At 59.1% G+C, this 12982-nt stretch carries 12 protein-coding genes; 2 read left to right on the top strand and 10 right to left on the bottom strand.

All coding sequences use genetic code 11. From position 1 onward, the window contains the following. Positions 1-11: 11 nt before the first annotated feature. From pcaF to paaA, 10 genes are read right to left on the bottom strand one after another with little or no spacing between them, the layout of a single operon-like run. Positions 12-1217: a 3-oxoadipyl-CoA thiolase gene (gene pcaF, locus JTA15_RS05910; protein WP_047955554.1), complete on the bottom strand. Its 1206-nt coding sequence runs from the start codon at positions 1215-1217 to the stop codon at positions 12-14. Beyond that, a complete protein-coding gene (gene paaI, locus JTA15_RS05905; protein ID WP_020884240.1) occupies positions 1217-1639 on the bottom strand; it encodes a hydroxyphenylacetyl-CoA thioesterase PaaI in 423 nt (140 codons plus the stop codon). The genes pcaF and paaI overlap by 1 nt, the downstream gene beginning before the upstream one ends. Beyond that, a complete protein-coding gene (paaH, locus tag JTA15_RS05900; protein WP_219372967.1) occupies positions 1629-3056 on the bottom strand; it encodes a 3-hydroxyacyl-CoA dehydrogenase PaaH in 1428 nt (475 codons plus the stop codon). The genes paaI and paaH overlap by 11 nt, the downstream gene beginning before the upstream one ends. Before the next feature lies 1 nt (position 3057). Continuing rightward, positions 3058-3846 (bottom strand): 2-(1,2-epoxy-1,2-dihydrophenyl)acetyl-CoA isomerase PaaG, encoded by a 789-nt coding sequence (paaG, locus tag JTA15_RS05895; RefSeq protein WP_025204280.1) that lies wholly within the window; start codon positions 3844-3846, stop codon positions 3058-3060. Continuing rightward, positions 3846-4613: a 2,3-dehydroadipyl-CoA hydratase PaaF gene (paaF, locus tag JTA15_RS05890; protein ID WP_181216502.1), complete on the bottom strand. Its 768-nt coding sequence runs from the start codon at positions 4611-4613 to the stop codon at positions 3846-3848. Before paaF ends, paaG begins: the two co-directional genes overlap by 1 nt. Further along, a complete protein-coding gene (gene paaE / locus JTA15_RS05885; RefSeq protein ID WP_047356084.1) occupies positions 4610-5680 on the bottom strand; it encodes a 1,2-phenylacetyl-CoA epoxidase subunit PaaE in 1071 nt (356 codons plus the stop codon). Before paaE ends, paaF begins: the two co-directional genes overlap by 4 nt. Before the next feature lie 7 nt (positions 5681-5687). Next, positions 5688-6185, bottom strand: a complete 498-nt coding sequence (gene paaD / locus JTA15_RS05880) for a 1,2-phenylacetyl-CoA epoxidase subunit PaaD (RefSeq protein ID WP_219372966.1) — start codon at positions 6183-6185, stop codon at positions 5688-5690. A gap of 14 nt (positions 6186-6199) precedes the next feature. Continuing rightward, positions 6200-6946: a 1,2-phenylacetyl-CoA epoxidase subunit PaaC gene (gene paaC, locus JTA15_RS05875; RefSeq protein WP_219372965.1), complete on the bottom strand. Its 747-nt coding sequence runs from the start codon at positions 6944-6946 to the stop codon at positions 6200-6202. 8 nt (positions 6947-6954) lie between these two features. Continuing rightward, positions 6955-7242, bottom strand: coding sequence for a 1,2-phenylacetyl-CoA epoxidase subunit PaaB (gene paaB / locus JTA15_RS05870; protein WP_003857353.1), 288 nt, complete (start codon positions 7240-7242; stop codon positions 6955-6957). 11 nt (positions 7243-7253) lie between these two features. Beyond that, a complete protein-coding gene (paaA, locus tag JTA15_RS05865) occupies positions 7254-8183 on the bottom strand; it encodes a 1,2-phenylacetyl-CoA epoxidase subunit PaaA (protein WP_219372964.1) in 930 nt (309 codons plus the stop codon). A gap of 284 nt (positions 8184-8467) precedes the next feature. On the opposite strand from paaA, the gene paaZ reads away from it, so the two are divergent. Beyond that, a complete protein-coding gene (gene paaZ, locus JTA15_RS05860; protein ID WP_079231076.1) occupies positions 8468-10507 on the top strand; it encodes a phenylacetic acid degradation bifunctional protein PaaZ in 2040 nt (679 codons plus the stop codon). Positions 10508-10672: 165 nt separating this feature from the next. Beyond that, the gene (tynA, locus tag JTA15_RS05855) at positions 10673-12949 is read left to right on the top strand and encodes a primary-amine oxidase (RefSeq protein ID WP_163326803.1); all 2277 of its coding nucleotides are present in this window, start codon (positions 10673-10675) and stop codon (positions 12947-12949) included. The last annotated feature ends 33 nt before the right edge of the window (positions 12950-12982 follow it).

The raw sequence follows: 12982 nt of genomic DNA, 5'->3' as shown, positions 1-12982 counted from the left end.
CTGTTATTCGCTCAAACACGCTCAAGGATCATGGCAATGCCCTGACCCACACCGATGCACATCGTACACAGCGCATAGCGCCCGTTGCGTCGATGCAATTCATTGCTCGCGGCCAACGCCAGTCTGGCACCGCTCATGCCCAGCGGGTGGCCCAACGCAATGGCCCCTCCGTTCGGGTTGACGTGTTCAGCGTCATCCGGCAATCCCAGCTGACGTAACACGCCCAGCGCCTGAGAAGCGAAAGCTTCGTTAAGCTCAATCACGTCCATATCGTTGATGCTGAGCCCGGCACGTTCCAGCACTTTGAGGGTGGCTGGCACCGGTCCTAAGCCCATCAGACGTGGCTCCACGCCAGCGGTAGCCATCGCCACGATCCGCGTGCGCGGGACAAGCCCTTGCGCGTGCGCCATCGACTCGCTGGCGATAATCAGCGCCGCAGCGCCATCGTTTACACCGGAGGCGTTACCCGCCGTCACGACACCGTTCTTGCGAAACGGTGTTTTCAGCGCGGCAAGTTGTTCAAGCGTGGTATCAGCACGGGGATGCTCATCTACCGAAACTTCCGTAACCGTTCCTTTTTTGCCGGGCACCTGCACCGGCACAATCTCCTGCGCCAGAATGCCGTTCTGCTGTGCCTGAGCAGTACGCTGCTGGCTGCGCAGCGCGAAAGCATCCTGATCGGCCCGGCTGATATTTAACAATTCAGCTACATTCTCTGCCGTTTCCGGCATGCTGTCAGTTCCGAATTGCTGATGCATGAGCGGATTCACAAATCGCCAGCCGAGGGTGGTGTCGAAAATCTCCGCCTGACGCTGGAACGCCGCCGTGGCTTTACCCATCACAAACGGCGCCCGGGACATTGACTCGACGCCGCCTGCAAGCAGCATGTCGCCATCGCCCGCCCTGATCGCCCGTGCGGCAAAGCCAATCGCGTCCAGACCCGAACCGCACAGGCGGTTCAGCGTGGTGCCCGAGACCGTCTGAGGCAGTCCGGCCAGCAGCAGCGACATACGCGCCACGTTGCGGTTATCTTCCCCCGCCTGGTTGGCGCAGCCGAAGATCACATCATCAATCCGCTCGAGGTCGAGCTGCGGATAACGGGCCAGCAGCGCACGCAGCGGCACCGCGCCGAGATCGTCGGCGCGAACGCTGGCCAGCGCCCCGCCATAGCGCCCCACCGGGGTTCGAACGCCATCACAAATAAAAGCGTCACGCATCAGGCTTCTCCTGTCACACTGCCGCCGATGCGGTGAGATTTTCCGCGAAACAGGGCAACGGTTTTCTGTTGTTGGTTCTGAATTTCAATGTCATACACGCCGGTCAGTTTGCCCTGATGCTTAACCCGCGCGGTGGCGGTCAGCGTGTCGCCGGCAAACCCCGGGCGCAGAAAATCGATTGAACAGCCTGACGCCACTGCCGCCAGCCCCTGGCTGTTGCAGGCGTAGGCAAAAGCGGTATCGGCCAGTGAAAACAGCTGTCCTCCGTGGCAGGTTTTGTGGCCGTTGAGCATCTGCGGGGTGATGGTCATCGTCACTACCGCGTAGCCATCGTCCATGTCGATGATGTCGATCCCCAGCGCCTGGGCGCAGGCGTCCTGTTCATACATAGTGCGGGCGTTATGCCAGGCGTTATGACTCATAGCTACTCTCCAGAAGCGCACGCTGGCGCAGCAGTGAACAAGGGCGATAGCGTTCTTCGCCGTAATGGCGTTGCAAATTCTCCAGCAGCGTTAACAGCCGTTGCCAGCCCAGACGCTCACCCCAGGCAATGGGCCCGTTCGGGTAATTCACGCCGAGGCGCATGGCGGTGTCGATATCCTTCTCGCTGGCCACCCCTTTTTGCAGCGCATCCAGCGCTTCGTTGGCGATCATCGCCACCGTCCGCCAGACCAGCAGGCCGGGGTAATCGGCAATGTGCAGTACCCGGTGTCCCTGCTGCTGCAGGTACCAGACGGCTTTTTGCGTGGCGGTATGCGGGTTATCCGATGCGGCTGCGATCACCGCCACGTCGCGTTCAATGCGGTCAATCACCACGACCGGACAGTGAAAACGCCGGGCCAGCGCCTGAGCGGTCTCCCCCTGGGTTTCAATCAACAGGAGCTCATCAATTTCCGTGACGCCGTCACCTCTTCGCTGCACGCGCATGGGTGTAACGCTGGCGTTTACTGCATCAAGCCACGGCACAGCCGGTTTCTCACCGTGCCAGTCGTAAACGCCCTTCCCGCTTTTTTTGCCCAGTCGCCCCGCCAGCACCAGTTCCTGCTGCACCAGCGACGGCAGGAAACGACGTTCCTGCCAGAAAGCATTGAACACGGAACAGGTCACCGCAAAGTTGACGTCCTGACCAATCATGTCGGTCAACTCCAGCGGTCCCATCGGGAAACCGCCGCCGTCGCGCAGGGCGGCATCAATCACTTCTGGCGCGGCGACCTGCTCTTCCAGGGCGCGCCAGGCTTCAGAATAGAACGGACGCGCAACGCGGTTGACGATGAACCCTGGCGTTGACTGACAGCGAACGGGCTGTTTCCCCCAGTTCAGCGCCAGCTCGCACAGCGCATCGGCCACTTCGGGCGATGTCGCCAGCCCGCTCACCACCTCGACCAGCTTCATGACCGGTGCAGGATTAAAGAAATGCAGCCCCGCGACGCGCTCCGGATGGTGAACATCCGCCGCAATCGCCGTAACAGAAATGGAGGAGGTATTGCTGGTCAGCAAGGTCTGCGGCGGGCAAATCTGAGCCAGTTGCGCAAACAGCGCTTTTTTGACGTCGATACGCTCAGACGCGGCTTCAATCACCAGATCTGCCGCGGCGAGCGCTTCGATATCCGTTACCGGCAGCAGCCTGGCAAGAATCTGGCTGCCAGCATCGGCGGAAAGTTTTCCGCGAGTCACCCGGGAGGCGAGACGCTGGCGGATCCCGTCAATCGCGCGTGAAATCGCGTCCGAAGCAATGTCATACATCAGAACCTGATGCCCATGACTCGCCGCGACTTCCGCAATTCCCGCGCCCATCGTGCCGCTTCCAATGACGGCGACAGTACGAACCGTGATCGCCATCTTATTTCCCCGTGAATGTCGGTGCGCGTTTGGCAAGGAAGGCGCTGACCCCTTCCCGGTAGTCGTCGCTGCGACCGGCCAGACGTTGATAATCGCGCTCCAGGTCAAGCTGGGCGTCGAGGGTGTTGGTCTCTGCCGCGTTAATCGCCTGCTTAATCAGCCCCAGACCAAAGGTGGGCTGAGAAGCAAAGTGCAGCGCCATCTGCTGGGCCGTGGCGGAGAGGTGTTCGTCATCCACCACCTGCCAGATCATCCCCCAGGCGTGAGCCTGTTCGGCGCTGAGTTTGTCTCCGAGTAACGCCAGCCCCATTGCGCGGGCGCGCCCGGCGACGCGCGGCAGGAACCATGTTCCCCCGCAGTCCGGCACTAATCCGAGCTTGCTGAAGGCCATCACAAAGGTGGCAGAACGGGCGGCAATGACCATGTCACACCCCAGTGCCAGGGTGGCCCCGGCCCCGGCGGCCACGCCGTTGACCGCGCAAATCACCGGTTTCGGCAACGTCGCAAGACGGCGAACCAGCGGGTTGTAGAACGTCTCCACGGACATTCCCAGATCCGGCGCCGGACCGTTAGGGTCGACGTTGCGGTCATTAAGATCCTGACCCGCGCAGAAGCCGCGCCCCGCCCCGGTAATAAGCAGACAGCGGATGGTGTCATCGCGCTCGGCCTGCTTCAGGCACTCAGCGAGTTGCTGATGCATCACGTCGTTAAAGCTGTTCAGACGCTCCGGACGGTTCAGCGTCAGGGTCATCACGCCTTGTTCTACATGACTGAGAATAAATTCCACGATTAGCGTCCTTTAAAGTCGGGGGTACGTTTCTGTAAGAATGCGTCGATGCCTTCTCGCCGGTCTTCGGTCGCTGAAAGCAGCGTAAACAGCTGTCGCTCCTGGACCAGTCCGGCCTGCAGGGAAACCTCCTGAGACTGGCGCAGCGCCTGCTTTGCCGCCTGGAGCGCCAGCGGTGAGTGTCGAGCCATCAGCGCCGCCTGTTTCAGGGCATATTCCAGCGTCAATGAAGCCGGGAACACATCGCTGACCAGCCCGGCGCGCTGCGCCTGCTGCGCGGTAATGCTCTCCCCGGTCAGCACCATTTTGCTGGCCAGCGATTTGCCCACGCTACGAATCAGGCGCTGCGTACCGCCCGCCCCGGGCATGATCCCGAGCGTAATTTCCGGCAGACCAAAACGGGCGTTATCCCCGGCAATCACCATGTCGCACAGCAGCGCAAGCTCGCAGCCCGCGCCCAGCGCGAAGCCGTTGACGGCGGCAATCAGGGGTTTGTTGAAGGCGTTGATCCGGGCCCACAGCTGGGGACGGATATCGTTCAGGGTGGCAGGCAGGTCTTTCTCCGCCATTTCGTTGAGATCTGCGCCGGCAGCAAAGCAGCGTGCGTTGCCGTAAATCACGCAAACGGAGAGATCGCGATCGGCCGCAGCGGCGTCGAGCGCATCAGCAATCTGCTCTAACAGGGCGTTATTCAGCGCGTTACGTGCCGCCGGACGGTTAAGCGTCAGCTGCAGGACACGACCATGACGGGTGACCATCAGTTCGCTCATGCCATCCCCCTGGAGTCGAAATCAACGATCACGTCAGCGGTTAACGGCAGCGACTGACAGCTCAGCACATACCCGGCCGCCAGTTCGTCTGGCTCAAGGCTGTAGTTCGTCGCCATATCAACTTTGCCACGCAGCACTTTGCATTTGCAGGTCGCGCATACGCCGCCCTTGCAGGCATACGGCAGGTCGGCGCCCTGACGCAGGGCGGCATCAAGAATGCTTTCATCGTTTGCCGTGAGGGTAATTTCCCGGTCACGACCGTCCTGACGCACGGTGACTTTCTGCCCTTCAGCCTGCACGCTGACCGTGCGTTTGCCGGTCGAGCCTGGCGTATTAAAACGCTCAAGGTGAATCGATTTCTCTGGCATCCCCAGCGCTTTCAGCGCCGCTTCCGCGTCGTCCATCATGGCGGACGGGCCACAAATAAAGGCTTCGTCGTACTGGCGGAAGTTGATCAGGGTTTTCGCCAGCGCCTGCAGCTTCTCACCGTCGATACGTCCATGCAGCAGATCGCTGTCGAGCACCTCCTGGCTGAAGATGGCGACCAGCTGCAGACGCTGCGGGTATTTGTCTTTCAGATCGGCAAGCGCCTCGCGAAACATCATGCTCTGGCTGCTGCGGTTGCCGTAGATCAGGGTGAAATGACTGTTCGGCTCGGTGGCGAGCGTGGCGGACAAGATGGCCAGCATTGGGGTAATGCCTGAACCCGCGGCAATGGCCAGATAGTGCCCTTCCCGGTCGGCGCGAGGCTGGTAACCAAACTGGCCCTGCGGCACCATGACCTCCAGCGCCATGCCCTGTTTGATCTCATCCCGGGCATAGCGGGAAAAACGTCCGCCCTCGATGGCTTTCACCGCTACGCTGATCTCACCCGGCGCGGTACTGCGGCAGATAGAGTAGCAGCGACGCAGCTCATCCTCACCCAGCTTCGCTTTCAGGGTCAGGTGTTGTCCGGGACGAAAGCGATAGGCGTCCTGCAACTCCTGCGGTACCGCGAAAGTGATGGTCACCGCGTCGCGGGTTTCGGGTTCCACTTTTGCCACTGTTAATGAATGAAACGTTGTCATGGCAACCTCAAATACATTTGAAATAGTCGAAAGGCTCACGGCAGTCGTTGCAGCGATAAAGCGCTTTGCAGGCCGTCGAACCAAATTCACTGATAAGCGAGGTATGTGTGCTGGCACAGCGTGGGCAACTCACCTCGACCGGGGCATGCGCGTGGCAGCTGTGGCCCACCGGTGGGCTGATGCCATATGCGCGCAGGCGTTCACGCGCATCCGCCGTCATCCAGTCGGTGGTCCAGGCCGGTTCGAGCTGAAGCACAATATGCACTGGCGTAAAGCCGTGTGCGGTCATCGCCTCGCGAATCGCGCCAAGCAAATGTTCCGTCGCCGGGCAGCCTGAATAGGTTGGCGTAAAACCAATGACCCAGCCTTCGCCCTGCGGCGATACGCTACGCACCATGCCTAAATCGGTGATGGTTAACACCGGCACTTCCGGGTCCGGGATCTGGCTTAACAGCGACCAGATTTGAGGGATCTCCGCGGGTGCAATCCCGGCAAAACGCTGCATCTTCACCTCCGTACTTACCACTGCTGACCCGGATGGGCACGCTGGAGATACTGCATTTCTGCCAGCATTGGGCCGAGATGTTCGGTATGCAGCCCGCGCTTGCCCCCCGTGCGATACGCCACTTCCGACGGCACGCTCAGGGTGGCCTCCTGCAAACCGGAAAACACTTCCTGCTCCCACGGCTGACGAAGCTCGCGCGGATCAACCGCGACGCCGGAGGCAATCAACGCCAGCTCGACGTCATCGGCTTCAAACAGCTCGGCCGTAAACCGCCACAGGGTGTCGACCGCCTGCTGCATACGCTGTGAAGATATTTCCGTTCCGTCGCCCAGACGCACCAGCCAGCCACGACTGAAGCGCAGGTGGTAGCGCGCCTCTTTAATGGCTTTCGCGGCGATGGCGGCAAGCTGGCTGTCGCTGCTGTGGGTCAGGCGTTCATACAGCGCTACGTTCCAGGCATCCATAAAGTACTGGCGCGCGAGCGTGTCGGCGAAACTGCCGTTAGGCTGTTCCACCAGCAACACGTTGTGAAACTGGCGCTCATCACGCCCAAACGCCAGGGTGTCTTCATCGCCCTTACCTTCCAGCTCTGCGGCATAGGTCAGGAAATTGCGCGCCTGCCCCAGCAAGTCGAGGCCGATGTTGGCGAGCGCGAGATCGATTTCCAGCTCCGGCGCGTGACCACACCAGGCGCCCAGACGCTGGGAGAGCACCAGACCGTTGTCGCCCAGACGCAGGGCATATGCGGATAATGTTTTCATCACTGACCTCACATGTGCTCGATGCCATCAGGGATGGTGTAAAACGTAGGATGGCGGTAAACCTTACTTTCCGCCGGGTCGAAGAACTCGCCGCTCTCTTCCGGTTGAGAGGCGACAATCTCGCTCGCCTTCACCACCCAGATAGAGCAGCCTTCACTGCGACGGGTATAGGCATCACGCGCATTTTCCAGCGCCATGCGATCGTCGGCGGCATGAAGACTTCCCACATGACGGTGGGACAACCCTTGTTTGCTGCGTACGAACACTTCGTACAGCGGCCAGTAGACATTGCTCATCGTGTTTCCTCTTAAGCCACTTTGCGGGCGTGTTGTTTTTCCGCGTGCGCCAGTGCGGCTTCACGCACCCACGCCCCGTCTTCCCAGGCTTTACGTTTGGCAGCCAGACGTTCGTGGTTACAGATACCGCGCCCGTTAATGACCTCATCAAACTCGTGCCAGTCGATCTCGCCAAAGCGGTAGTGACCGCTCTCTTCGTCAAAACACAGGTCAGGATCCGGAACCGTCATGCCCAGCATTTCTACCTGCGGAACCGTGTTGTCGACAAAGCGCTGGCGAAGTTCATCATTGCCGAAGCGTTTGATTTTCCAGGCGAGGCTGCGGGCGCTGTTCGGCGAGTTGTCATCGTTTGGGCCGAACATCATCAGAGCGGGCCACCAGAAGCGGTTAATGGCGTCCTGCAGCATCTCGCGCTGGGCGTCACTCCCCTGCGCAAGCGCCATACAGGCTTCAAAGCCCTGACGCTGGTGGAAACTCTCTTCTTTACAGATTTTCACCATTGCGCGGGCATAGGGGCCATATGAGGTACGGCACAGCGCCACCTGGTTGACGATGGCCGCACCGTCCACCAGCCAGCCGATCACCCCGATATCCGCCCAGCTCAGGGTCGGGTAGTTGAAGATGGAGGAGTATTTCATCTTGCCGTCGAGCATCTTCTGGTAGATGTCTTCCCGCGCGCAGCCCAGCGTCTCGGCCGCGCTGTAGAGGTACAAACCGTGCCCGGCTTCGTCCTGCACTTTCGCCAGCAGGATCGCTTTGCGGCGCAGCGTCGGCGCGCGGGTGATCCAGTTTCCTTCCGGCAACATGCCGACAATTTCGGAGTGCGCGTGCTGACCAATCTGGCGGATCAACGTCTTACGATAGGCATCAGGCATCCAGTCCTGAGGCTCAATCGCCGTCTCCTGCGCTATGCGCTGCTCAAAGCGTTGTTCTTGCGTCACGTCATCACCTTTATGATTCGATTATTTACCACCTAAAGTGAAATACTGAATCACTTCATTTTTTAAAAGTTACACAAAGGTTAAATATAACCCCAAGAAATGTTTCCCCATTTTGTGATGGTGCTCGCAAGGCTTTTTGCAAAAGGCCTGCGCAACGGGGCTTCCGGCCTTCCACTTCATTACGCTGGATCACAATGTTAACAATTCATTAAAACTCAGCTTGCTTTTTATGATTCATGATTAAACTATTGATAGTGAAATTACGTAACACTTGGAGATAAGCGATGCAGCAGTTAGCCAGCTTCTTGTCCGGCACCTGGCAGTCTGGCCGGGGCCGCGAACGTACTATCCATCACGCCATCAGTGGCGAAGCGCTGTGGTCCGTGACCAGCGAAGGTCTGGACATGGCGGATGCACGTCGCTATGCGATCGCGCGTGGCGGCGAAGCCCTGCGCGCCATGACCTTTATCGACCGTGCCGCCATGCTGAAGGCGGTGGCGAAACATCTGCTTAGTGAGAAAGAGACGTTCTATGCCCTGTCTGCCCAGACCGGGGCGACCCGAGCAGACAGCTGGGTGGATATTGAGGGTGGGATCGGGACGCTGTTCACCTATGCCAGCCTGGGGAGCCGCGAGCTGCCTGATGACACACTCTGGCCGGAAGATGAGCTGATCCCGTTGTCGAAGGAAGGCGGCTTTGCTGCGCGTCACGTACTGACGTCAAAATCGGGCGTGGCGGTCCATATCAACGCCTTTAATTTCCCGTGCTGGGGAATGCTGGAAAAACTGGCGCCCACCTGGCTTGCGGGGATGCCTGCCATTATCAAACCCGCCACCGCCACCGCGCAGGTCGCGCAGGCGATGGTGAAAGCGATTGTGGAGAGCGGTCTGGTGCCGGACGGTGCTATCAGCCTTGTCTGCGGCGGCGCGGGCGATCTGCTGAATCATCTCGACAGCCAGGATGTGGTGACCTTTACCGGCTCCGCCAGCACCGGCCAGAGCCTGCGCATTCACCCGAATATCGTGGCTAACTCCATTCCCTTTACCATGGAAGCCGACTCCCTCAACTGCTGCGTTCTGGGTGAGGATGTGACGCCGGAACAGCCAGAATTCGCGCTGTTTATTCGCGAAGTGGTACGCGAAATGACCGCCAAGGCAGGGCAAAAATGTACCGCCATCCGCCGCATAATTGTGCCTCAGGATCGGATGGATGCCGTCAGCCAGGCGCTGATCGCGCGGCTGCAAAACGTGGTCGTCGGCGACCCGGCAGAGGACGGGGTGAAGATGGGCGCGCTGGTGAACGGCGAGCAACGCGCGGACGTGCAGGAGAAAGTCGATCTGTTGATTGCGGCGGGTTGCCAGGTCAGACTCGGCGGAAAAGCCGATCTGCAGGCTGCGGGGGCATTCTTCCCGCCGACGCTGCTTTTCTGCCCACAGCCAGATGAAACCCCCGCCGTGCATTGCACCGAAGCCTTCGGGCCGGTCGCCACGCTGATGCCCTCCCGCAATTCAGACCACGCGATGCAGCTGGCACGGGCGGGTGGCGGGAGTCTGGCCGGTACGCTGGTCACCGCCGACCCGGCTATCGCCCGCCAGTTTATTGCCGGCGCGGCGCGGGCGCACGGACGAATTCAGATCCTTAACGCCGAATCCGCCAGGGAGTCCACCGGACACGGCTCTCCGCTGCCGCAGCTGGTGCACGGCGGTCCTGGCCGCGCAGGTGGCGGTGAAGAGCTGGGAGGACTGCGTGCGGTGAAGCACTATCTGCAGCGCACCGCCATTCAGGGCAGCCCGACCATGCTTGCCACCATCGGCAAACAGTGGGTACGGGGTGCTGCGGTTCAGGAAGATCGCGTTCATCCGTTCCGGAAATACTTTGAAGAACTGCAGCCGGGCGACAGCCTGCTGACCCCGCGCCGCACCCTGACGGAAGCCGATATCGTTAACTTTGCCTGCCTGAGCGGCGATCACTTCTACGCCCATATGGACAAAATCGGCGCGGCAGAATCCATCTTTGGCGAACGGGTGGTACACGGTTACTTCCTGATCTCTGCCGCGGCGGGTCTGTTTGTTGATGCCGGCGTTGGGCCGGTGATTGCCAACTACGGCATGGAAAACCTGCGCTTTATCGAACCGGTTAAGCCGGGCGATACCATTCAGGTGCGCCTCACCTGTAAACGTAAAACGCTGAAGAAACAACGGACCGCCGATGAGAAGCCAACCGGCGTGGTCGAATGGGCCGTTGAGATCTTTAACCAGCACCAGCAGGCGGTCGCGCTCTACTCCATCCTGACGCTGGTGGCGCGCCAGCACGGCGACTTCTGACACGTTCCTCTCTCGCACGTTGACCGGGGTGTGATATCGCCCCGGTCTTTTTTTAACCTGGCAAGACCAACAAATAACCTGGCAGATGCAGGCAAACGCTTTTCTCAAGCGCCTGTCAGGATAAGGCTGTCACAACACAATAAACACAACAAGATGAGGTCTACGATGGGAAGCAATTCTTCTTTTTCTGCCCGTAGAACGGCACTGGCTATGGCCGTTGCGCTGTGTTGCGCCTGGCAATCACCTGTTTTCGCACACGGCAGTGAGGCGCATATGGTCCCGATGGACAAAACGCTGCAGGCGTTTGGCGCCGATGTGCAGTGGGATGATTACGCACAGATGTTCACCATTGCGAAGGACGGGGCATATGTGAAGGTCAAGCCCGGCGCGAAAACCGCTATTGTGAACGGCAAAACCCTCACGCTGCAGGTGCCGGTGGTCATGAAAGGCAAAAAAGCGTTCATCTCCGAGACCTTCATCAACGACGTTTTCCAGTCTGGTCTCGACCAGACCTTCCAGGTTGAAAAACGCCCTCACCCGTTAAACGCGCTAACGGCTGACGAAATTAAGCAAGCCGTGGAGATTGTGAAAGGCTCTGCGGATTTTAAACCGAACACCCGCTTCACCCAGATAGCCCTGGCCGAACCCGAGAAAGCCAAAGTGTGGGACTTTGTGCTCAACGGCACGGCGGTGGACTCTCCCCGCCAGGCGAACATCACCATGCTGGACGGGAAACACGTTATTGAAAGTCTGGTGGACCTGAAGGATAAAAAGATCCTGCGCTGGGACGCCATTAAAGATGCCCACGGCATGGTGCTGCTGGATGATTTTGCGACCGTTCAGCAGATCATCAACGAGAGTGCAGAGTTTGCCGAGGTTCTGAAAAAGCGCGGCATTACCGATACGAAGAAAGTGATCACCACGCCACTGACCGTCGGCTATTTCGACGGCAAAGATGGCCTGAAACAGGAAGACCGGTTGCTGAAAGTGGTGAGCTATCTGGACGTGGGCGACGGCAACTACTGGGCGCACCCGATTGAGAACCTGGTGGCAGTGGTCGACCTTGAGCAGAAGAAGATTCAGAAGATTGAAGAAGGTGCCGTTGTGCCGGTGCCGATGACGCCGCGTCCGTATGATGGACGTGACCGCATCAACACGCCGAAAAAGCCGCTCGACATCATTGAGCCGGAAGGCAAAAACTACACCATCACCGGCGATATGATTCACTGGCAGAACTGGGATTTCCATCTGAGTCTGGATTCCCGCGTGGGCCCAATGATTTCTACCGTCACCTACAATGACAACGGCAAAAAACGCCAGATTATGTATCAGGGCTCCCTGGGCGGGATGATCGTCCCTTACGGTGACCCTGACGTGGGCTGGTACTTCAAAGCCTATCTGGATTCCGGCGATTACGGCATGGGCACCCTGACCTCTCCGCTGGTGCGCGGCAAAGACGTGCCGTCCAACGCCGTGATGCTCAATGAAACCATTGCCGATTATACCGGTGCGCCGATGGAGATCCCCCGCGCCATCGCCATTTTTGAACGCTACGCAGGACCGGAATATAAACACCAGGAGATGGGTCAGCCTAACGTCAGTACCGAGCGGCGCGAGCTGGTGGTTCGCTGGGTGAGCACCGTTGGCAACTACGACTACATTTTCGACTGGGTATTCCACGAAAATGGCACCATCGGGATTGATGCTGGTGCAACGGGGATTGAGGCGGTGAAAGGCGTACAGGCGAAAACGATGCATGACCCTACTGCCAAAGACGATACCCGATACGGCACATTAATTGATCACAACATCGTCGGGACCACCCACCAGCACATCTATAACTTCCGTCTCGATATGGATGTGGATGGCATCAACAACACGCTGGTGGCAATGGATCCACAGGTGAAACCGAACACCGCCGGCGGCCCGCGAACCAGCACCATGCAGATCAATCAGTACGCTATTGATACCGAGCAGCAGGCGGCGCAGAAATTTGACCCGGGCACCATTCGTCTGCTGAGCAACACCAGTAAAGAGAACCGCATGGGGAACCCAATTTCGTATCAGATAATCCCTTACGCCGGGGGGACGCACCCGGTGGCGACCGGCGCGAAGTTCGCCCCGGACGAGTGGATCTATCACCGCCTGAGCTTTATGGATAAACAGCTGTGGGTCACGCGTTACCATCCGGATGAGATGTACCCGGAGGGCAAATTCCCAAACCGCTCAACCCACGATACGGGGCTTGGCAAATACAGCAAAGATAACGAGTCGCTAAACGATCAGGATGACGTCGTCTGGATGACCACCGGCACAACCCACGTCGCGCGCGCCGAAGAGTGGCCAATCATGCCAACGGAATGGGTGCATACCCTGCTCAAACCGTGGAACTTCTTCGACGAAACGCCGACACTCGGCAGGAAAAAAGACGAGCAGAAATAAAAACAGACCGGGCGTAATGCCCGGTTTTTTATT

Origin of the sequence: Enterobacter sp. BIDMC 29, assembly GCF_019378755.1 — a bacterium.
Classification (GTDB): domain Bacteria; phylum Pseudomonadota; class Gammaproteobacteria; order Enterobacterales; family Enterobacteriaceae; genus Enterobacter; species Enterobacter ludwigii.
This window is presented reverse-complemented; position numbering and strand designations above follow the sequence as displayed.

What these genes read in the sequence shown, in the direction of transcription:
- paaH (WP_219372967.1), bottom strand. Translation starts at nt 3,056, where the DNA reads ATGGCGATCACGGTTCGTACTGTCGCCGTCATTGGAAGCGGCACGATG.
- paaF (WP_181216502.1), bottom strand. Translation starts at nt 4,613, where the DNA reads ATGAGCGAACTGATGGTCACCCGTCATGGTCGTGTCCTGCAGCTGACG.
- paaB (WP_003857353.1), bottom strand. Translation starts at nt 7,242, where the DNA reads ATGAGCAATGTCTACTGGCCGCTGTACGAAGTGTTCGTACGCAGCAAA.
- tynA (WP_163326803.1), top strand. Translation starts at nt 10,673, where the DNA reads ATGGGAAGCAATTCTTCTTTTTCTGCCCGTAGAACGGCACTGGCTATG.
- paaI (WP_020884240.1), bottom strand. Translation starts at nt 1,639, where the DNA reads ATGAGTCATAACGCCTGGCATAACGCCCGCACTATGTATGAACAGGAC.
- pcaF (WP_047955554.1), bottom strand. Translation starts at nt 1,217, where the DNA reads ATGCGTGACGCTTTTATTTGTGATGGCGTTCGAACCCCGGTGGGGCGC.
- paaE (WP_047356084.1), bottom strand. Translation starts at nt 5,680, where the DNA reads ATGACAACGTTTCATTCATTAACAGTGGCAAAAGTGGAACCCGAAACC.
- paaC (WP_219372965.1), bottom strand. Translation starts at nt 6,946, where the DNA reads ATGAAAACATTATCCGCATATGCCCTGCGTCTGGGCGACAACGGTCTG.
- paaD (WP_219372966.1), bottom strand. Translation starts at nt 6,185, where the DNA reads ATGCAGCGTTTTGCCGGGATTGCACCCGCGGAGATCCCTCAAATCTGG.
- paaZ (WP_079231076.1), top strand. Translation starts at nt 8,468, where the DNA reads ATGCAGCAGTTAGCCAGCTTCTTGTCCGGCACCTGGCAGTCTGGCCGG.